This is a genomic window from Enterococcus sp. AZ141, assembly GCF_051714385.1.
Classification (GTDB): Bacteria; Bacillota; Bacilli; order Lactobacillales; family Enterococcaceae; genus Enterococcus_D; species Enterococcus_D entomosocium.
Genome location: NZ_JBIORT010000001.1, coordinates 2393033 through 2414707 on the forward strand (window position 1 = coordinate 2393033; position 21675 = coordinate 2414707).

The 21675-nt window shown below is 44.0% G+C and carries 13 protein-coding genes; 11 read left to right on the plus strand and 2 right to left on the minus strand.

The window, feature by feature from the left end; genetic code table 11:
* Positions 1-14 precede the first annotated feature (14 nt).
* The 6 genes from IGI89_RS11040 to IGI89_RS11065 all read left to right on the plus strand — a co-directional run bounded on the left by IGI89_RS11040 (position 15) and on the right by IGI89_RS11065 (position 13840).
* Positions 15-5945, plus strand: coding sequence for a bacterial Ig-like domain-containing protein (locus IGI89_RS11040; RefSeq protein WP_438735658.1), 5931 nt, complete (start codon positions 15-17; stop codon positions 5943-5945).
* Positions 5946-6216: 271 nt separating this feature from the next.
* The gene (gene kdpA, locus IGI89_RS11045) at positions 6217-7893 is read left to right on the plus strand and encodes a potassium-transporting ATPase subunit KdpA (RefSeq protein ID WP_438735659.1); all 1677 of its coding nucleotides are present in this window, start codon (positions 6217-6219) and stop codon (positions 7891-7893) included.
* Between the two features lie 12 nt (positions 7894-7905).
* Positions 7906-9936, plus strand: coding sequence for a potassium-transporting ATPase subunit KdpB (kdpB, locus tag IGI89_RS11050; RefSeq protein ID WP_016620534.1), 2031 nt, complete (start codon positions 7906-7908; stop codon positions 9934-9936).
* A gap of 41 nt (positions 9937-9977) precedes the next feature.
* On the plus strand, positions 9978-10514 hold the full coding sequence (locus IGI89_RS11055; protein ID WP_074931901.1) for a potassium-transporting ATPase subunit C: 537 nt from the start codon (positions 9978-9980) through the stop codon (positions 10512-10514).
* A 12-nt stretch (positions 10515-10526) separates the two neighbouring features.
* Positions 10527-13127 carry a DUF4118 domain-containing protein gene (locus tag IGI89_RS11060; RefSeq protein WP_438735660.1) on the plus strand — a complete coding sequence of 867 codons (2601 nt, stop codon included), beginning with the start codon at positions 10527-10529 and terminating at the stop codon, positions 13125-13127.
* Between the two features lie 11 nt (positions 13128-13138).
* A complete protein-coding gene (locus IGI89_RS11065; RefSeq protein ID WP_016613477.1) occupies positions 13139-13840 on the plus strand; it encodes a response regulator transcription factor in 702 nt (233 codons plus the stop codon).
* A 296-nt stretch (positions 13841-14136) separates the two neighbouring features.
* Here the strand turns inward: IGI89_RS11065 and IGI89_RS11070 are convergent, their stop codons facing one another.
* On the minus strand, positions 14137-14568 hold the full coding sequence (locus tag IGI89_RS11070) for a GNAT family N-acetyltransferase (protein WP_016613476.1): 432 nt from the start codon (positions 14566-14568) through the stop codon (positions 14137-14139).
* Positions 14569-14850: 282 nt separating this feature from the next.
* On the opposite strand from IGI89_RS11070, the gene IGI89_RS11075 reads away from it, so the two are divergent.
* Positions 14851-16191, plus strand: a complete 1341-nt coding sequence (locus tag IGI89_RS11075; RefSeq protein WP_400451115.1) for a peptidoglycan DD-metalloendopeptidase family protein — start codon at positions 14851-14853, stop codon at positions 16189-16191.
* Between the two features lie 77 nt (positions 16192-16268).
* Here the strand turns inward: IGI89_RS11075 and IGI89_RS11080 are convergent, their stop codons facing one another.
* Positions 16269-16637, minus strand: coding sequence for an iron chaperone (locus tag IGI89_RS11080; protein ID WP_005235074.1), 369 nt, complete (start codon positions 16635-16637; stop codon positions 16269-16271).
* A gap of 418 nt (positions 16638-17055) precedes the next feature.
* Between IGI89_RS11080 and IGI89_RS11085 the strand changes: the two genes are divergently transcribed.
* The 4 genes from IGI89_RS11085 to IGI89_RS11100 all read left to right on the plus strand — a co-directional run bounded on the left by IGI89_RS11085 (position 17056) and on the right by IGI89_RS11100 (position 21581).
* A complete protein-coding gene (locus tag IGI89_RS11085) occupies positions 17056-17568 on the plus strand; it encodes a hypothetical protein (RefSeq protein ID WP_086316331.1) in 513 nt (170 codons plus the stop codon).
* The gene (gene celB, locus IGI89_RS11090) at positions 17552-18907 is read left to right on the plus strand and encodes a PTS cellobiose transporter subunit IIC (protein ID WP_086316330.1); all 1356 of its coding nucleotides are present in this window, start codon (positions 17552-17554) and stop codon (positions 18905-18907) included. Before IGI89_RS11085 ends, celB begins: the two co-directional genes overlap by 17 nt.
* A gap of 101 nt (positions 18908-19008) precedes the next feature.
* A complete protein-coding gene (locus IGI89_RS11095) occupies positions 19009-19737 on the plus strand; it encodes a GntR family transcriptional regulator (protein ID WP_008378710.1) in 729 nt (242 codons plus the stop codon).
* 788 nt (positions 19738-20525) lie between these two features.
* Positions 20526-21581 carry a DivIVA domain-containing protein gene (locus IGI89_RS11100; protein ID WP_438735661.1) on the plus strand — a complete coding sequence of 352 codons (1056 nt, stop codon included), beginning with the start codon at positions 20526-20528 and terminating at the stop codon, positions 21579-21581.
* Positions 21582-21675 lie beyond the last annotated feature (94 nt).

The window sequence follows — 21675 nt, forward strand, 5'->3', positions numbered from 1 at the left end:
AATGGAGGAAAAAAATGAAAAAGAGAAATAAACGAATTCGTCATGGCATTGTTGTTACCGCTTTAGGTCTGTCCCAAGTAATCACTCCGGTCATGGCGCTTGCGGAAACTACGGAACAGGAACAGACCATTCGTACTTTAGATAACTCAAATCATCTGCTGGAATCAACCAGCGGCGTTGCCAATGAAACAAACACAAGCGACGCGCAAACAACTGAGACTACTCAAACGGATCGTTCTTCAGAAGAAAGCGGCGAAGCAACCTCCAAGACGGATGCAGCAACAACGAGTCAAAGTAAAACGCCTGCTACAACTTCATCAACGCATACAGCAGATACTACAGATTCGACGCAAACAAGTTCTTCAGAAACTGAATCGAAAGAGGCAAAAGGAGCCGAAAAGAGTTCCCGTGTCAGCACCCGCATCAATGGACAAGAGCTTTTAGAAAAAGGCACATTACTGACGATTGCTGGTGAGGAGTTCAGTCAAACGGAAGAAACGCGGATTTTAAACAATAGTCCGGTGAAACTGAAATTAGACTTTGAAATCAATGACGAAGACTACTTAGCCGGCACCACTGCTGTTTTTGACCTGCCGGAAGGCCTTGGTTTTAGTGATATGCAAGGAACAAATGAAGCAATCAATGCTTCGTGGGCAGTAGATAGCGCCGCCCATCAATTAACGATCACCTTTAACCAATCCATTCATGATGCATCGTTTTCGATCGAGTTGACCAGTTATCTTTATTCAGAAGACAAGCCTCAGCTAACCATTGAGATGGGCGATCAAAACCAGACAAGCTATGCCATTGATTTGTATGAAGAAGTTGACCCGATTCAATATGTGTCAGAAAAAAATGTCTTTGGGATGCAAGGAATGGTTTACTACAATACTGATCGGACATTATCTGGAACGGAAACTCTTTCACTGCATTTGGTTGATACGCCGGGTGCGTCCTTCAAAAAGATTGAGACCCAACCGTTAAAAGTCTTCAGCTATGAAGTGGATATCAAAGGAAAGATCAAGCCAGAAACACAGACAGCATTGACTGAAGGGACGGACTACACAATCACCTCAAATAGTCTCTACAATACTGCTGTTGAAGTCAAACAAATGGACAAGCAAAAGGCCTATGGTGTTTCTTATCAATTCACGATGAGTTTGACCGAGCTGACGGATTATACTTCTTCTTTTTCAAAAGGGTATCCGACGACCGGATTTGGTTCAGTACAGCTAAAACAAACAGCTGCCCAAAACAGAGGGTTTTCCTTTACCGCAGCAACCAGTAAAGATGAAAAAGAAGTCGATTCTAGGTATTATATGGGGGTTGCTTCTGCCAGTTTTATGAATGGCCTTTCTAAAGGAAACTACTATGTATCAATTCATCAAATGCCGACGGAGATGAAAGCAGGTCAACAAATCATTCTTTCGAGTCAAAACGGACAGCCGATCACGGCGAAACAGTTAACAGCAAGAGACGCCTTCTATCAAAATGTGACTTTTACGGATTATTTTTCTGTCGAAAATAATGGGGACAAACTGATTGTGACGGCCACAAAAGACAGCAATCTCACTCTTGGTTCCACGAACATAACCGTACCCTTTGATCAGAAAGATATCATCCTCAATGTCTCGACACCGTTAATTGCTAATAAAGAATTCAAAATCGTTGAAGACAACTACGTCGAACCAATCAGTGTTCTTAATCCCAATAACGCTGAAACTGCTTGGGGAAATTATGATCAAAATGGTGCTTACATGAGTGATACTTCCATCAACATCGAAGGTAGTAATTCACAACCAATCGAAAATTTACAAATGTTTATTGAACATCCCGAGTATCTTTCTTTGAGAAAGGTATCAAAAGTCGGCTTCTATTATACTTTAGGAACTGATTATACGATTGAAGAAGTAGCAGGTGGAACGATGGTCACCTTTACGTCGCCCATTACCTATTCCGTTCAATTTGATATTGGCTTCAATTACGTGCCAGACAGTTTAGCACCGACAAAATCAATTCCTAACGATACAATTCCAATCACGATTTCCGCGACAGGACTTGACACGGTTCATACCTCCGTCTATACCGGAAGAAAACTGTATTCTGAACGCACGCTCCAAAGCAGTAAGAATCAGTTTTTAGTCAACGCGCGTCAAGATACCATCAGTGATTTGACTGTTGAGACCCATGTTCCGAAAAATACGGATGTTGTGTTTTCGATCATCGATGTTTCCAATGAACAAGTCAGTGGCATTTATCCACAGTACTGGGATCGTGGTTATTATGATAATCAAGCCATGAAAGAAAGCGATCCGAATTATCCAACGATCACCCATGATGAGGCAACCAACTATTATACCTTTGATTTTGGGACGACTAACCATCGCTACATCATTTCCTATCAGTACGCCAATGGTTGGCAGGAAATGAGTACGATTTCTATACCTGGTTATGCAAAAGAGCCGCTATCAAATAATCAGCAAGGCTCAACTACCGTTTCGGTTTCCAATACAGCGACGGATATTATTGGGATTACTCAAAATACCGTGAATAATACAAAAAACATGACTCAGGTCAAGGTCACAACAAAAAATATCGATGATGGCTCGAAAAAAGTAGCAAATCCAACGATCCTTCTAAAATCATTGGGAAATACCAATGGTGAAATCGATCTTAGGTCAATCAATGTTTCAAATGTGCCAGACGATAGCTATGAAATCAAAGAAGTTGACGGAGACGTACAGCTTGTCTTTTCAAACTATGTTTTAACGAAAAATATCGAAATCAGTTACAACGTACTTTCACAAAACGCCGGCCAAATCTCAGCTTCAGCAACGATCGTTTCTGATACGATTGATACCTTGTCGGAAGCCAAACGGACGGCTACTTCGACGGTGACTAACCTGCAATTTTCGGCAGGTGATTCAAACGGGATCATTTACAAAACTAGTGCGTCACTTGATGTTTATAATACCGAAGAACCAACTCAGAAAATTGCAGGCGTTACATTGATGCTTTGGAATCAGTTGACTGGAGATGTTATTTCTGTTGTAACGGATGAGAAGGGAGAGTATCAATTAGCTGATATTTATACAGGGACCTATACGCTTTATGTTTCTTACGTCCCAGAAGGCTACGTTGTGCCCCAGGAGCTTCAACTCGGAAAAGAAGTCCAAGTGAATCGGACGGGCAATCATTTCTCTGTGGGCATCACGCCAGAAGAAGATTTATCAACGATCGTCACGAAAGATAGTACAATCTATGTGGGAGACGAGTGGCATGCTGTAGATAACTTTGTCTCAGCAACAGACAAGCATGGCAATGCGTTGACCTTCTCGGAAATTACCGTCAACGGTGAGGTCGACACATCTAAAGTCGGCACTTATGAAGTCAAATACATGAATGGCACCGTGAGCGAGACAGCGACGATCACTGTGGTGGCTAACCAAGAAACGGTGGCAGCCAAAGACAGCACGTTATATGTGGGCGATGCATGGACAGCAGCTGATAATTTTCTAGCGGCAACGGATAAAGACGGTAACACAGTGGCAATCACAGAAGTGACCATCACCGGTGAAGTTGACACGGATACACCTGGAGAATACCAAGTAATCTATCGTAACGGCAAAGCCGAAGCAACAGCTACGATCACGGTCTTAGCAGACCAAACTTCGGTTAAAGCCAAAGACAGCACCTTATACATCGGGGACGACTGGCATGCGGGTGATAACTTTGTTTCGGCAACGGACAAAACAGGAGCGAACGTTCCATTTTCAAATGTGACAGTTAGTGGAGCCGTGGATACTTCCAAAGAAGGCCAATATTTAGTGGTTTATCAAAATGGCAATCAAAAAGCAGTCGCCACGATCACCGTGGTTGCCAATCAAGAAACAGTCGTTGCCAAGGATAGTACACTTTATGTTGGAGATGCGTGGGAGCTTGCGGATAATTTTGTTTCAGCAACGGATAAGAAGGGACAACCGTTAAGCTTGGCAGAAGTCACCACCAGTGGTGACGTGGATACGAAAGTACCAGGAGAATACCAAGTAATCTATCGTAACGGCAAAGCCGAAGTAACTGCCACGATTACCGTGTTAGCGGATCAAACGAGCGTTCAAGCTAAAGACAGTACTTTATATGTCGGTGATGACTGGGAAGCCGCCGACAACTTTGTTTCCGCAACGGACAAAACAGGAGCGAATGTCCCATTTTCAGGAGTGACAGTTAGTGGAGCCGTGGATACTTCCAAAGAAGGCCAATATTTAGTGGTTTATCAAAACGGCAAAGTAAAAGCAACGGCGACGATTACGGTCGTTGCCAACCAAGAAACGGTAGTCGCCAAAGATAGTACGATTTATGAAGGCGATGACTGGCAAGTCGCCGATAACTTTGTGTCGGCAACAGACAAAGACGGCAACGCAGTAAAACTGGCTGATATCACAACGATAGGTACAGTCGACAGCGCCATACCAGGGAAATATGAAGTAATTTATCGCAATGGCAAAGCTGAGGCGAAAGCGACGATCACCGTGTTAGCTGAGCAAACATCAGTTAAAGCCAAAGATAGCACCTTATATGTCGGGGAAGACTGGCAAGCAATCGACAACTTTGTCTCAGCCACAGACAAAACCGGATCAAACCTACCATTTTCAGGAGTGATCGTTAGCGGATCAGTTGATACGAGCAAAGAAGGTCAGTATAAAGTTACTTATAGCAATGAGAAAATGGAAGCTATTGCTACGATTACGGTCGTTGCTAACCAAGAAACGGTAGTCGCCAAAGACAGTATGATTTATGAAGGTGATGACTGGCAAGCTGCCGACAACTTTGTGTCGGCAACAGACAAAGACGGCAACGCATTAAAACTGACTGATATCACAACAGTAGGTACAGTCGACAGCGCCACACCAGGGAAATATGAAGTAATTTATCGCAATGGCAAAGCCGAAGCAAAAGCGACGATCACCGTGTTAGCTGATCAAACAAGCATTAAAGCTAAAGACAGTACCCTATACGTCGGCGACGATTGGGAAGCTGCCGACAACTTTGTCTCAGCCACAGACAAAACGGGAGCAAATCTACCGTTTTCAGGAGTGACGGTTAGTGGCACAGTCGATACCTCCAAAGCAGACGAGTACCCAGTGGTTTATCAAAATGGCAATGTAAAAGCAACTGCGATGATTACCGTGGTGGCTGACCAAGAAACGGTAGTTGCCAAAGACAGTACGATTTATGAGGGTGAAGACTGGCAAGCAGCCGATAACTTTGTGTCTGCAACAGATAAAGACGGCAACGAAGTGCAACTGACTGATATCATAACAGTAGGTACAGTTGACAGCACCACACCAGGCAGATACCAAGTAACCTATCACAATGGCAAAGCCGAAGCCACTGCCACAATTACCGTGTTGGCAGACCAGACCTCTGTGACTGTGAAAGATAGCATGATTTATGTTGGTGACAACTGGACAGCTGCCGACAATTTTGTCTCCGCTACAGATCGTGATGGTAAGACACTTACGTTGGAGCAACTGTTGGTGGACGGTTCGGTTGATACCAAAAAAACCGGAACCTATCAAGTCACCTATTCAATCGTAACCGATGAAGCAGCAACTCCTAACTTTTTCGCACGCTTATTTGGTACTGACTCACAAGAAGCAGTCACCGCCACAGCGACGATCAAAGTCATTGAAAAAGCAGAAGAACCAGAGGAAAATGATAAGCAGCCAGAGAAAGATGATTCTAATAAAGGGCAAGAAAAACCAACGGATGCAGGACAGCCTGGTAAACAAAGCAAAGCGACCGCAAAGGACAAACGGGTGTTACCAAAGACTGGTACAGCCATCACTCAAGGCTATTCGATTGTAGGAGTGAGCCTTGTGGCACTAGCGGGGATCGTCTTCTTTCGTAAGAAACACACGAACAAAAGCAGAAAAACGAAATAAGTCTCAATGACTCTAGCAGCGGATATCCTTCACGATATCCGCTGTTTTTGTTTTTTTTCTAAAAAAAACCTGCTGTATTGCGGTTTTCTTGTCCGATAAGCAGCCGTATAAAGAAGATATAAAGATGCTAGCAGAAGATTTACACTATTTTTATTTCTTTTTGCGTATGCTTACGTCATGAAGGAGTGAAGAATATGAATCTTGTTTTAGGAATAATCGGAGTGATCGTAATGATCTATCTCTTTTGGTACTTGTTTGAGGGGGGAGAACGATGAGTAGCTATTTTGTGCAAGGCTTTTTATTTTTACTGATCTTACTAGCAGCAGCGGTTCCTTTGGGCTGGTATATCAAAGAAATCATGCAAGGAAAAACACCGCGGTTTGTCCGCTTTATTCAACCCATTGAACGGTTGACCTATCGAGTGATTGGTTCGGTCAGCAAAAAAGAAATGACCGCCAAAACCTATCTATTTTCCGTCTTGGCCGTCAGCGTCTTTTCCATCATCGGATTGACCGGATTATTGATGGTCCAGCACTGGTTACCGCAAGGGGCGGCCGTTGAGAATTTGTCCTTTGACTTAGCATTGAACACAGCCGTCAGTTTTGTAACGAACACGAACTGGCAAGCTTACGCTGGGGAAGAAGCACTGACCAATCTTTCCCAAGCATTAGGATTAACGGTGCAAAATTTCTTATCTGCGGCAGTAGGACTAGCTGTACTGTGTGCCTTGATTCGTGGGCTGCAGCAAAAACAAAAACGAACAGTAGGCAATTTTTGGCAAGACATCACCCGTTCCTTGCTCTATATCCTTTTACCACTCTCATTGATTTTAGCAATCTTGCTCCTGTCTCAAGGCGTCGTCCAAACGTTGAGCAGCGGCGTTGAAGTCAATGGATTTGAGGGAGAATCCTTTTGGATGGCGCTCGGACCGGTAGCGAGTCAAATCGCCATCAAGCAATTAGGGACCAACGGCGGCGGTTTTTTTGGCGCCAACGCCGCCCATCCATTTGAAAACCCAACGATGTTCAGTAATTTTTTAGAAAACTTAGCGATCTTGTTGCTGCCAGCTGCTGTGATTTTTGCCTTTGGCTTTTGGATCAAAGAGTGGAAACAAGGACGTACGATCTTGATCACCGCAACCGTCTTTTTGATCCTGGCCTTTATTGGCGTAGTGATCAGTGAAGCTTATGGGCCGCAATTCAGTCAAGTGCTTGGGAATGCCAACCTAGAAGGCAAAGAAGTACGTTTCGGTATCGGTTGGTCGAGTCTCTGGGCAGTGAGTACCACCGCCGCTTCCAGTGGATCAGTCAATGCCATGCTGGATAGTTTCACACCACTCGGGGGTGCGATCCCAATGTTCTTGATGCAGCTGGGGGAAATCATCTTTGGAGGTGTCGGTAGCGGACTTTATGGCATGATCGCTTTTCTATTATTGACGGTCTTTATCGCTGGTTTACTCGTGGGACGAACACCAGAATATATCGGCAAAAAAATCGAAGCCTTTGACATTAAAATGACGAGTATCGTTATTTTGACGCCATTGCTACTGACGCTTTTCGGGGCTATGTTGATGACCTTGCATCCTGACATCATGAGCTGGCTAACCAACCAAGGCGCCCATGGCTTTAGCGAACTGTTGTATGCAGCAACTTCGTTCAGCAACAACAACGGGAGTGCCTTTGGCGGCTTGACCGCAGATACTGTTTTCCTGAATAGTTTGGGTAGTATCTTGATGTTCGTTTCACGTTTCGTTCCCATCGCAGCCATCTTGTATCTGGCAGAAAACATGGGTGCCAAAAAGAAAACCGTTCGTAATGAAGGAACCTTGTCAACCACGAGTCCAGTCTTTGTCAAGATGCTAATCATTGTGATCATCGTGATCGGTGCACTGAGCTTTTTACCAGCGATGGCTTTAGGACCAATCGCAGACTTTTTTACAACGAAATAGGAGAGAGAAAAAATGAAAAAAATCTATCAATGGGCGATCGGCGAATCCTTTAAGAAATTGGACCCTCGCCAACAAATCAAAAACCCCGTGATGTTTGTGGTTTACCTAGGGGCGATCTTGACAACGATTTTATGTTTTCAAGAACAAACGGTCCCGTTGTGGTTTAGCATCAGTGTGACCGTCTTCTTATGGTTGACTATATTGTTTGCCAATTTTGCCGAAGCAGTAGCAGAAGGGCGCGGCAAAGCACAAGCGGATAGTTTGAAGCAAGCCAAAAAAGACATCATGACCTACAAAGTCATGTCCTTGGAAGATGTCGCCAAAGAGGCTTTTATCGAAGTCCGTTCCTCCGATTTGAAAAAAGGCGACTTGGTTTATGTTCCTTCTGGCGAACAAATTCCTGCCGATGGGGATGTCGTGGAAGGTGCTGCTTCGGTGGACGAAAGTGCCATCACAGGAGAATCAGCACCTGTCATTCGTGAATCTGGTGGCGACCGTAGTGCAGTCACGGGAGGAACCTTAGTCGTTTCCGATTACTTGGTCATTAAAGTGACCGCTGAAAATGGTCATTCTTTTTTGGATAAGATGATTGCGATGGTGGAAGGGACACAGCGGAAAAAAACACCCAATGAGATTGGCTTGCAGCTGTTCTTAGTGACACTGACCATCATCTTCTTGGCTGTTTCCATCACATTGATTCCCTTTACTGATTTTAGCAGTCAGTTATCTGGTCGGGGAATGGCGATTTCCAGTGTGATCGTGATCGCTTTACTGATTTGTCTCGCACCAACCACGATCGGCGCCTTGATTTCCTCGATTGGGATCGCTGGAATGAGCCGTTTGACCAAAGAAAACGTCATCGCCATGAGTGGACGCGCGATTGAAGCTGCAGGAGATGTGGATGTTTTGCTGCTGGATAAAACAGGAACCATTACTCTGGGAAACCGCCGTGCCAGCGAGTTCTTACCGGTACCGGGGGTCACCGCCAAAGAGTTAGCAGATGCAGCGCAGTTGGCATCTTTTGCCGATGAAACGGCAGAAGGACGCAGTATCGTAATTTTAGCCAAAGAAGCCTTCAATATTCGTGAACGGGTATTTCAGCAAGCTGATGTCCATTGGATCGATTTTAGTGCCAAAACCCGGATGTCTGGGATCGATTATCGTGGCGATGAGATCCGTAAAGGAGCTGCCGATACGATCAAGCAATATGTGACGGCAAAAGGGCAGACCTATCCCACTGCATGTGACGAGATTGTGGAAAAAGTCGCTAAAGCTGGTGGAACCCCATTGGTCGTAGTGAAAAATGGCCAGGTACTCGGGGTCGTTTATTTAAAAGACATCGTGAAAAATGGCGTCAAAGAAAAATTTGCCGACATGCGAAAGATGGGCATCAAGACGATCATGATCACTGGAGACAACCCTTTGACGGCAGCTGCTATTGCTGCGGAAGCGGGCGTCGATGATTTCTTAGCCGAAGCAACACCAGAAAACAAAATGAACCTGATTCGCGAATATCAGGAAAAAGGGCATTTGGTGGCGATGACGGGGGATGGAACCAACGATGCACCCGCACTCGCCCAAGCCGATGTGGCAATGGCGATGAACACTGGTACGCAAGCAGCCAAAGAAGCGGGCAATATGATCGATCTTGATTCCAGCCCTACCAAATTACTGCAAGTAGTCCAAATTGGTAAACAGCTGCTGATGACCCGTGGGGCATTGACGACCTTTAGTATCGCGAATGATATCGCCAAATATTTCGCAGTGATCCCTGTTCTGTTTTATGCGATTTATCCAGAACTCGCAGCGCTGAATATCATGAATCTTGGGAGTCCCTTAACGGCGATTTTGTCCGCAGTCATCTACAATGCAGTCGTGATCATCGCCTTGATCCCTTTGGCGTTAAAAGGGGTCAAATACCAAGAAAAACCAGCCAGCCAAATGCTGCGGCACAATCTGGTCGTCTACGGCCTAGGCGGCATCATCGCACCATTCATTTGCATCAAGCTAGTAGATTTGCTTTTGTCAGCTGTTCTGCTATAAGAAAAATCCATCAGAGTCAAGGAGTCATTTAGGAGGAATACATGATGAAGAACACCCTCTTTGCCAGTATCAAATTTTTACTAGTTAGTACCGTGCTATTTGGCGGTCTCTATACATTGTTGGTCACTGGTGTCGGACAAGTCTTTTTTGCCCATCAAGCCAACGGCAGTCAAATCGTGGAAGACGGAGCGGTCAAAGGATCTGAGCTGCTTGCGCAACCCTTTGACCAAGCAGGTTACTTCCAAGGGCGTGATCAAACCGTTTCACAATTGTCGCCCTATGATACGACCCAAAAAAAGACTGTAGCTGAGCGGACAGCGGCGTTACTGGCAGAAAACCCAACCCAAACCAGTGTGCCGATCGATCTCGTGACCGCTTCGGGTAGTGGCGTTGATCCTGATATCAGTGTCGAAGCGGCACTTTTTCAACTGCCGCGGATCGCTGACACAAGAGGCATCGATGAACAAACAATTCATGATATAATAAACAGAAATAAAGTAGCTGATCTGTTCTCCACGAGAGAATATGTCAATATCATGACCTTGAATCAGCAGCTCGATCAATTACCCGAAGAATAGGGGGAAGCATCTATGAGTGAAAACAACCAGCAGACGATCCCAGAAGAGATGCTGCTGCAAGCCGGCTTTGGACCTAAACGTGGCAAACTACGGGTGTTTTTCGGTTTTGCTGCCGGTGTCGGAAAAACCTATACGATGTTAACCGAAGCCCATGAGTGTTTGCTCATGGGCAAAAATGTGGTGATCGGCTATATCGAACCCCACAAACGTCCTGATACCAATCGATTGCTTGAAGGGTTACCACAAGTACCATTAAAGCAATACCAGCACAAGCAATTGACCCTATATGAGCCGGATATCGATCGACTGATCCAACTAAAACCAGATATCGTCTTGATCGATGAGTTAGCACATACCAATCCCATTGGTGCGCGAAACAAAAAACGTTACCAAGATGTTGATGAACTATTGCATGCAGGAATCACCGTCTACACGACCATCAATGTCCAGCATATCGAAAGTCTGAATGACATCGTGGAAAAGGTCACGGAAGTGGAAGTCAGAGAAACTGTACCCGACACCTTTTTCCAGCACGCCAGCTTACGAGTGGTGGACGTTGAACCAGACGAACTGATTGATCGGTTGGAACAAGGCAAAATCTATGCCGATGAAAATGCCAAGCGGGCACTAAAAAACTTTTTTACGCCAGAAAAACTTGATTATTTACGTGGATTAGCGATCCAAAAAGCTTCCAATCATATCAATCAAATGAACGGCGGTCGAAAACGAGTCCAAAGCAAGCTTTTGACGATTATTGATGATCGCTTGCCGAAAATGGCAGAGAAATGCATTCGTTGGACCGCCCGCTTAGCCCAAGGAGTGGGGGCGGAATGGACGGTGATTCAAGTTCGATCGTTAGATGATACACCTACCGAGGTGCCATTGGCAGAGCGTTTGGGAGCAGAAGTCATCAACATCGAAGCGGATGACAGTTTTGAGACCATCGTAGAGTATGCCAAAATGACGGGTGCCAGTGACATTATCATGGGGAAACAGGTTTCTCAGAAGTGGTTCCAAAAATTGTTTGTCGAGGATTTAGAAGACCGCTTGATTCGGCGCCTTGATGACATTGAGATCCATTTGATTCCTTTTAAAGAAAAAATGCAGCGACCACGGCTGACGTTTTCGCAATTATTTGAAGGCGGCGGTCGAGATTTCAGCTTGACCTTTGGGCTGATCATGCTCGCTACCATAGTGACAGAAGGCATGCAGTACTTACATTTCGGCGATCAGAATTTGATGCTGGTTTATATCTTTTTTGTTCTCTTAGTGGCACGTTACACGAGTGGCTATCTATGGAGTGCCATGGCATCAATCATTAGTGTCCTTTCTTACAACTGGTTCTTTGTCGAACCTTTGTATTCCTTGACGGTCTATAAAGCAGGCTATCCAATCACATTAGTGATCATGCTGATCGTTGCCTTAATGATCAGTAATTTGATGGTTCGATTGAAGACCCAGGCAGAAAATGCCAAGGAAAAAGAGCATCAAATGGAGATATTGTATGAGTTGAACAAACAATACATGGAAACGCGGAATGAGCAAGACATTTATGAAAGTACGACCACCTATTTGGCACGCTTACTCCAGCGAGAAGTGGCGTTATATGACAGAGAAGGTCACTTGAGAAGTCTGCATTGTTCAAGAGAAACATTGTCTCAACTAACTGGCAAGGATGAGAAAGCCGTCGCTTTTTGGGTCGTGAAAAATCAAAAAGAAGCCGGTCGCGGCACAGATACTCTGATTGGTGCCAATGGATTTTACTTGCCGATCGTTTTAAACGGCAAACCACTAGGCGCCCTTGGGGTAGAACGCAACGAGGAGCATCAGTTGGCCAATAGTCAATTGAATTACTTGCGCCTTGTGATCACCCAAATTGCTACCGTGTTGGAGCAAGTCTCTCTGGCGAGTGAGAAAGAACAGATCCAATTAGAAAACGAACGGGAAAAAGTCCGCAGCAATCTACTGCGTGCGGTTTCTCATGACTTGCGGACGCCACTGACGACGATTTCTGGCATTGCCGAAACATTGAGCGAAACCGAAGGCGCGATCAAAAAGGAAACGAAACAAAAGCTGCTAGGAGATATCCAAAGTGAATCCCAGTGGTTGATCCGCATGGTCGAAAACTTACTGTCGGTGACCCGCATCAATTTGACTAACATGGCGGTCAAGCGCAGTGAAGAACCAATCGAAGAAATTATCGAAGCGGTTTTAACGCACCTAAAAAAAGTCTATCCGCAACAAAAAATCATCGTGAAGATGCCCGATCAGCTGATTTTTGTCCAAGTCGATCCCATCTTGATCGAACAAGCCTTGTTTAATTTGATTGAAAATGGCGTACGCCATGGAACCGCCGATACACCGATTTTCTTGCGAGTTTTTCAGGAGCAAGAAGTGGTCATTGAAATCGAGAACCAAGGGGAGATCCCCCTAGGGCAATACCAAAAAATCCAAGCGAATTTGACCAATGACACCGAAGTGCCGGTGGATTCCAAAAATGGACTAGGCATCGGACTGAGTATCGTTAAAACCATCATCCATGCCCATGAAGGCAAATTGGCGATCGAAACGAAAGCCGGCAGTACCATCTTTCGTATTTATTTAAAGCAGTAAGGAGGAAGAACATGCAGCGACATTTTTTATTGATTGAAGATGATTCGAATATCGTTGATTTTATGGAGGTCGTCTTGCAAAGAGAACACTACAACTTTACGTCAGTTGGTACGGGCATGGAGGCATTGATGCTCTTGCAGGAAGAAACTATTGACTTCATCTTGCTGGATCTGGGCTTACCGGACATTGATGGCATGGAGCTGTTAAAAATCATTCGTAAGCGCATGAACACACCGATCATCGTGATCTCTGCCCGCAAGGATGAACAAGACAAAGTGCAAGCGTTAGACCTCGGTGCCGATGATTATGTAACAAAGCCCTTCAGTACCAATGAATTATTTGCCCGTATCCGCACGGCATTGCGGCACAAGGAGTCAGCTGCCTTTAGCAGCAGCCCGATTCTCGTAAACAAGGAGTTAACGATCGATTTTGAGAAGAAAATCCTGTACAAGAATCAAAATGAGATCCATTTGACCAAAAACGAATACCGTATCATGGCAGTAATGTTCAAGAATTTAGGCAAAGTCGTCACTTACGATACGCTGACCAGTGAAGTCTGGGGACCTTTTGCAGCGGATGCACAAACCTTACGAGTCAATATCTCAAACATTCGCAAAAAAATCGAAACCAATACGCTGCAGCCAGAATATTTGATCACTGAAATCGGCGTCGGGTATCGCTTGCGGGAGTATCCAGCAGAATCTTCTGTATAAGTTCGATTCAATCCTAAACAGCCTCCTCCTAAAATTTAGGAGGAGGCTGTTTACTTTCATTGCATCAATGACCATAGTATCCACTGCTTTATACCATTTGACAGTGCCAATCCAAGGGAAGATGGGACTGCACGAAGGGGAAAATAATCAATCATGTTGCTCATTCAAATTTTGTATATTTGTCCTATATGTATTGCTGGGAAATATGTTGTTTGATCAGTTATACTTTTTTTATTAAACAGTTTCCAAAGGGTTCGTTAACTAACGGGTAGAAAAAAATAGGAAAAAGAGCAGCATCAACGATGCCACTCCATGGTGTTTTCGATTTCATTGGTATCAGAATCCAGTTGTTCAGAAACGATGGTAAAGCCGTTTTTGAGATAAAACGCAATAGCAGCTGTATTTTTTTGGTAGACATTCAGAGTCAGCTTCTCGTGTTCTGCTTGTGCTTTTTGTAAAAGCTGCTTGCCAATGCCGTGGGCACGATAGTCTTTCAAAACGAAAATACCAGCGATATAATCACCCAACATCCCGATGAAGCCGACGGGCTGATCATCCACCGAATAGGTGTAAATAAGGGCATCAGAGAAGGCTTTTTTCACAAAATCATAGTTATCTTGCCAATGGGCAGCCGAAATAAAGTCATGGGCATCCAAATTACTTTGCAGCCAAATCTGGGCGATGGTTTCTAATTCAGAATCAGTAAATTGGGTCACTTGTTGTATCATGAGAACCTCCGTTTTTATTCAGTATAGCATAGGTCCAGTACTGATTGCTGCAAATAGCGGCACTTTTGTAGGCAATCGGTCAGGAGACGAACCGCTTGATAAGTAACGAAGGTTAAATGACGAAGAAAAGCAATCTTTTTCGTTGAAATATTCTAACAATTTTGTTTCAGCTAGATGTCAATTTCTTGCAGCCAGATGTTATTTGTGTGAAAACAACCCCAAGAATGAAATCTTTCGGTATGCTAGAGAAAGCGATAAGACACATCTAGTTAAGGAGAAAAAATGAAAAAGACACTTTTGGTTGCAAGTTCACTTGTTTTGCTGACGCTGCCTGTCGTGACGGTATCCGCAGACAGCTTTGATCAGAAGATCCAGCAGCAAAATGAAAAAATCAATGACATAAAAAATGAATCTACCTCATTAGAATCACTGAAACGCTCCACAGAGGCAGAGATTCAATCGATTGAAGGAGAAATCCAAGCAATCCTACAAAAGAAAACGACGACGGAAGAAGAAGTCAATGCCTTGGCACAAGAGATCCAAGTCCTTGAAGAAAAAATCATCAAGCGCACAGAGGTACTGGCGAATCAAGCGCGTGACATTCAAACGTCGGAACCTTCCAATCGGTTGTTCCAAAAAATCGTTGATGCTGAATCCATCGGAGAAGCCATTCAACGGGCGATCGCTTCAGTAACGATCATGAATGCCAGCAATAGCATCGTCGAACAACAGCAAGAAGATATCGCAACGAGCCAGCAATTGGAAAAAGAGTTGCAGGAACAATTGGTTGTGATCGAAGAGCAGTCAAACGCATTGCAAGGAAAACAAGCGGAATTAGCTGATGTCAAATTGAATCAAGAAGTTGAACTAGCGGACCTTGCCTTGGCATTGAACACCGAAGAAGAGAAAAAAGACCGATTGGAAGCGGACCAAGCAGAAGCAAAACGGCAACGAGAAGCAGCGTTGAAGCAACTGGCTGAGCAAGAAGCACAAGAAGCAAAAGCGCGCAAAGAAGCAGAAGAAGCAGCAAAACGCCAGCAAGCAGCAGAAGCCGAGTCAGCTAAAACTGCTGAAAATCCTGCCGTTCAACAAGCAGCAGTGGCAGCAGCACAGCCGAAGACGGAAGCCGCAGTGTCGTCAGAAACATCGGTGTCGTCAGAAAAACCTGCAGCTACTCCTGCACCTGTGCAGCAAGCAACTGAGCCAAAAGAACAAGCAAGCACAGGTGGATGGCAAATGCCAGTCGATTCGGTTCATATTTCGAGTCGTTTTGGGTATCGAACAGATCCAACAGGGGCATCAGGAAATCAACATAATGGCATCGACTTTACCGGGGGGACAGGAACACCGATCTATGCGATTCAAGCAGGCGAAGTTGTCGAAGCGGGCTATGGTCCGTCAACTGGTAACTATGTGATCATCAAACATGCCAATGGCATTTACAGCTACTACATGCACTTTAGTACACTGCCAGCTGTCTCGGTCGGACAAAGCGTCTCAGCTAGACAATATGTAGGCGGTATGGGAACGACTGGAAATTCAACTGGCGTCCATCTACATTTAGGGATGTCAACAAGCTTATGGTCAGGATTCTTTGATCCGGCACCAGAATTGGGCTTATAATAGTCAGAAAATCCGCAGAAGCGAACAGGCTTCTGCGGATTTTTTGGTTGCTATTCTTTTACGAAGTCTCAATTGGCTCAGCGCCAAAAGCGGGTCATCTCCGCTTTGTCTTTCAGGTTGAAAGCGATCATGTCTTCAATCAATGCTTGATCGATCGGCTCAGTCCACTTGATGCGAAAAATGTTATCCGTATGGCTGTAGCCAGCTTTTTCAATGGCATCGATAAACTGTTCAAGACACTTGGTTTCTGGAGAGACAGAAAAGTGCGGTTTTGAAACGCTGAAACCGATAATAAAGGTTTCATGTGCGGTGAACATCGGCTGATTCCATTTAATGACTGGAACGAGGTCAGGAAATTTCTTGGTAATAGCGGCAAATAAGGCACGCAGTTTTTCTTGTTTTACTGGATCTTCAATGCTGGTTAAGTAAGTTTCTAATACATCCATTGGGAGATCTCCTTTCGTTTTAAGGAACGAGTACAGGCAATGTCGATTAATAAAAATAACGCATGTTTGAAATCAACTATTTTGTTACTTAGAGTGTACTGTAAAGTTAGTAAGTTGACAAACCTGTTGCCTTGCATGGGGGATAAAGCCTTCAGAAACAAACATTTTTTGCAAAAAGTAACGCTAAAAACAACTTTTTTTCTGCTCGAACAAAAGCCAAACATCAGGAACATTCCAGTATTATCCTGCAAGGTTCTTTGAGATCAGCTTAACTTTTCAGAAATAACAAATGAAAAAGCAGGTTATTTTCAGAGAAAACTTTCAAAAAGAAATCGGTTGCATTCAACAAGAATTCTGCTAGAATATAACTTGTTCGAACAAGTTGTTGAGCGAAAGCAAAAAGAAAGGAGGAGGACTTGTGACCAAAAGGAAACCGGTAACCCAAGCAGCCAAGAAAGAATATGCAAACAAAAGTATGCGGTTTAATCGTTTTTTACTTTTTCGTTATATGACTGCGATCTTTTTCTTTGTCAATCTTTATTGGACCATATTGAGTCTGTCTCAATGGACATGGGCTGGTTTGATTCCCATTGCCTTATTGATCGTTGATGGACTTATACTTATTGAACAAACTCAAAAATATTGGCAGCAATCGAATCGTTTACTGGTGACAAAAATCGGATATTGGCTCCAATTCGGTGTCAATCTGATTGCAATTCTATTTATTTTGATCGGACAGCAAGCAACATTGATTCCTTTTATGAATCAATCGGGTAGAGGCATCTTACTTGCCTTGTTTACTGTCGGCATGATCGCGTGCCTGTTCATCCAGCGTAAAGCGTGGTTGATCGAGCATGACCGCGACAAATATTTCACGTATTTGACTACATTTGAAACTCAAGGAGGAACAGTCAATGGATTCAGAAAATAACAAAATGTTTGCCTTCTTGGACCGCTACTTAATGGGTCCAATGGGGAAAATCTCACAATTACGGATCGTTCGTGGGGTCATGGCAGCCGGGATGGCGTCGATTCCTTTCACTATTGTAGGATCTATGTTCTTGATCATCAGCGTTTTGCCACAAAGCTTCCCTGCATTAGAGGGCATTTGGAGTGCGTCATTCGATAAGATCCAAAATCTTTACATGTTAGGTAATACCGCAACGATGGGGATTTTAGCACTTTACTTCTGTGTCGTGTTTGGTTACGAGTACACCAAAATCCAAGCACAAGAAGAAAAAATCGTTCTTAGCCCAGTCAATGGCGCGTTGCTTTCAATGATGGCGTTCTTTATGTGCTTGCCACAATTAGTTTTTGAAGGCGGTATGGCAACATTAGTTAATGTCATTTCTGATGACCAAAAAATCATCGATGGTTGGGAAATGGCTGGCGGGGTGACTCGTTTAGGAACAACTGGGATCTTTACAGCGATCATCATGGCGATTATTGCCGTAAAAATCTACGCATTCTGCGTGAAACGCAATATTGTCATCAAAATGCCTGACACAGTGCCAACAGGAGTATCTTCCTCTTTTACAGCATTGATCCCAACGGCACTGACTTCATTAGCTGTAATCGTCATCAATGGTGCATTAGTCGCAATGGGCACAGATATTTTCAAAGTCATTGCGATTCCTTTTAGTTTCGTGACGCAATTGACCAGTACCTGGGTCGGACTACTTGTTATCTACTTCTTCATGCATGCGCTCTGGATCGTGGGTATTCATGGGGCAACGATCGTGACCTCGTTCTTGACGCCAATCGTATTGTCGAATATGGTGGAAAACCAAAATGGTGCCAACATTGCCTTCGCGGGTGAGTTTAACAATAGTTTCGTAACGATCGGTGGTTCAGGAGCGACGTTAGGAATGGTGATTTTCATCGCCTTCTTTGCAAAATCAGCGCAGTTAAGTGCTTTAGGAAAAGCAGCGATCGTGCCATCCTTCTTCAATATCAATGAACCGATTTTGTTCGGGATGCCAGTGGTATACAACCCGTACACAGCGATCCCATTCTTCTTAGCACCGATGGTTTCAATGTCCGTTGCTTATTTTGGCATCAACTTAGGCTTTGTTAACCCACCGATTGCCCAAGTAGCGTGGCCAACTCCAATTGGCTTATCCGGCTTTATTGGTTCAGGTGGTGACTGGCGTGCCTTTGTCTTAGCAATCATCTGTGCAGTCGTTGCTTTCTTGATTTGGTTCCCATTCATCAAAATGTATGATGGCAAATTATATAAGGACGAACAAGCAAACGCAACGAAGGCATAATCTATCCGTTTTTTTGATAAGCCGGCTATGAAAAATAGCTGGCTTTTTTTACGCCAAAGACGATAATAGTAGTAGAGAATCGCAAGGAAAGGAGTAGGCAGATGACGAAACTCAGTATTGAAGACTTAGCAGCAGAATTGATCAGAAAGATCGAAGCCGGTGACATTGGAAATGAGCAGGGGAAGATGCCTAGTGAACGAGAGCTTTTGGCAATTTATCCAGTTTCTCGTTATACGTTACGCCAAGCCCTCAATAAGTTGAGCAAGATGGGCTGGATCTACCAGATGCAAGGCCGCGGCTCGTATATTCGTTTTCATAACAACCAAAAACCGACCATTGAACAAGGAGATCTTGGCTTCAATGAAGACTTGACACGGGGCGAGAAAAACATTCGAACGGTCAAAGCCTCAAAGCGACTGGTCAAAGTATCAGAGGCGTTGTTTCTCCCAAGTCAAAAACAATTTGCGAAAGATCAGCACTTTATCGAAGTCCAACGGTTTCGCACGCTAGATGACAAACCGTATTTGATTGAGCGTTCCTATTATATACCTGAAATCGTAGGGGAGATCTCCGAAACAATGATGGAGGGGTCAATGTTCCAAGCTTTGGCAGAAGAAAAACAACTGACAGTCGCCTTCATCGACAAGTTCATTCAAAGCAAACCGTTATCACAGGAACAAGCAGCGTTTTTTCATCTAGAAGAAGGTATGCCCGCACTGATCGTACGAGACGACAGCTATCTGAGAAATGGCGAACTATTAGCCTTTTCGATGATCCATTATGATTATCGGATGGCGACCTTATACATGCATAAAAAGTTGTTCGTTTAAAGAAAATGGATTTTCAAGAAACGGTTCTTTCTTTTTTTGAAGGCAATAGAAAAGCAGCCCATTAGGGAAAAAAACTTACAGTTGCAGATCGGTAGACAGGAACCGGCTTTCAAACTGAGAGAAAAGGGATCGCTTCCAATAGATGAAAGATGACTGAGCAGTAAAACTATATAATAGGTAAAGAATCGATCAGCGACCTTGGCTTATAAGGTCGCTGATTTTTTTTGAGGGGATTGATCGGCGGTTAAGAAGGCGTGATTGTTGATTTAAGATAAAGATCGTTTAAAGAAGACCATTCGTTTCCTTAACACGAAGATATTTTGCTCAATTTTTAACAATATCATGTGGATAAACGACTTGCTCTGACAGATATTTCATCAAGTGAAGAAATATCTGATTTTTCAATCTGTTTTTGCTTTGATACTATCAAATAGACAACAGATGTTCTGCGAACGGAAGCCGTCTTTTCGTTTAATGGCTATTTTATTGAGAAACAGGCCGATTCACTGACTTGATTTCTATCCTCCAAAATAAATGGAGGTCGTGGAAATCAAGGGGTGTGGTGGTTTTTGCTTTCTTTTTTTGAACGAATGATGGCAAGAAGGAAACGGACATCACTGCTCAAAAGGTCACAGCAGAAACGTCAGCTCGTTTGAAAGAACGACCGCGGATAGAACAGCGAAAGTGCAACTTTTCACGAAAGCAGACGAACAAGCAGACCAATTTGTAGACACACTAAATTGTTAACGAATCAAATCATCGATGAGTGAGGAATCAGGAGGGGTAACATGGCATTATTTCGCAAAAAGAAAGATGAAGAAACTTACGAAGGCGTTCATGTCTACGACGAGGAATATGATGAAGAAGAGTACGACGAAGACGAGTACGATGATGAAGAATATGATGACGACGAGTACGAGGACGATGAGTACGAGGATGAAGAATACGAGGAAGACGAGTATGACGATGATGCCCAAGAAGAGCTGCTGGCATTAGAAAATACCGTTTCACAACTGACCAAGACCGTCGAACATTTGACCAAGCAATTGGAAAACAAACAAGAATCCATCAATCGGATGGCTTCGCAAGCGACGCAACAAGAAAGTATCATTTATGAAAACAAGCAGCTGCAAATGCGCTACAACGAGTTACAGCAGCAGTTAAAAGAAGCAGAACGTCAACAAGAAGCCCTCAAAACCAATTATGAGCAAGAAATTGAGCAGTTGACGAGTCAAGAAGACGAATTGATCGAAGTAGAAGAAGAGCTCGAACAATTGCGTCAAAGAGAAGATGAACTGCTAAAAGAATTAGAAGAAAAAAGCAAGCAAGTCCAGGCTTTTGAAGAAAAAGCGATTCATTTAGAAGAAAAAGCGGCGATAATCGAAAACTACAAATTAAAAGAAGTCGAAAGCATGCGCCGGATCACTTCGCTTGAAAATGAAAATCAACAGTTGAACTTGCGCTTGCAAGAAGCGGAAGCGAAATATCGGGATCTCGAACGTTCAAGAGTCGAACAATTGGCAGATAAGAATGTCTTACAGCGTGACTTGGAACGTGAGCTGGCAAAGGTCGAACAAATGAAGGACGAGCTGGCGACGATTTTGATCGAAGCAAAAGAAAAAGCACGGGAAACCGCTGCTGAAGCAGAACTGGAAGCCGACAGAAGACGTCAGATGGCGGAAAATGAAGCCCACAAGATCATTTCAGAAGCATCGATGGAAGTGATGAAAATCCGTCAAGAGATCAAGCAATACCAAGAACGACTTACGACGTTTCATCATGAATCGAAAGGGTTGTTTGAGCAGTTGATCCAGCATAGCAAAGTGTTGAATCTGCCAGACTAAAAAGAAGGTTATGAGTCGGAATAGACGAAAAGGTCTGCTAAATAATTTCCGAGAGCGACACGACAAAGGAGGGAAACCCACTAGGACCATATAT

Excerpts from the sequence above, each read along its gene's own strand:
- kdpB (WP_016620534.1), top strand. The coding sequence starts at position 7,906 with ATGAAAAAAATCTATCAATGGGCGATCGGCGAATCCTTTAAGAAATTG.
- IGI89_RS11055 (WP_074931901.1), top strand. The coding sequence starts at position 9,978 with ATGATGAAGAACACCCTCTTTGCCAGTATCAAATTTTTACTAGTTAGT.
- IGI89_RS11040 (WP_438735658.1), top strand. The coding sequence starts at position 15 with ATGAAAAAGAGAAATAAACGAATTCGTCATGGCATTGTTGTTACCGCT.
- IGI89_RS11065 (WP_016613477.1), top strand. The coding sequence starts at position 13,139 with ATGCAGCGACATTTTTTATTGATTGAAGATGATTCGAATATCGTTGAT.
- IGI89_RS11080 (WP_005235074.1), bottom strand. The coding sequence starts at position 16,637 with ATGGATGTATTAGAAACTTACTTAACCAGCATTGAAGATCCAGTAAAA.
- IGI89_RS11070 (WP_016613476.1), bottom strand. The coding sequence starts at position 14,568 with ATGATACAACAAGTGACCCAATTTACTGATTCTGAATTAGAAACCATC.
- kdpA (WP_438735659.1), top strand. The coding sequence starts at position 6,217 with ATGAGTAGCTATTTTGTGCAAGGCTTTTTATTTTTACTGATCTTACTA.
- IGI89_RS11060 (WP_438735660.1), top strand. The coding sequence starts at position 10,527 with ATGAGTGAAAACAACCAGCAGACGATCCCAGAAGAGATGCTGCTGCAA.
- IGI89_RS11095 (WP_008378710.1), top strand. The coding sequence starts at position 19,009 with ATGACGAAACTCAGTATTGAAGACTTAGCAGCAGAATTGATCAGAAAG.
- IGI89_RS11100 (WP_438735661.1), top strand. The coding sequence starts at position 20,526 with ATGGCATTATTTCGCAAAAAGAAAGATGAAGAAACTTACGAAGGCGTT.
- IGI89_RS11075 (WP_400451115.1), top strand. The coding sequence starts at position 14,851 with ATGAAAAAGACACTTTTGGTTGCAAGTTCACTTGTTTTGCTGACGCTG.
- celB (WP_086316330.1), top strand. The coding sequence starts at position 17,552 with ATGGATTCAGAAAATAACAAAATGTTTGCCTTCTTGGACCGCTACTTA.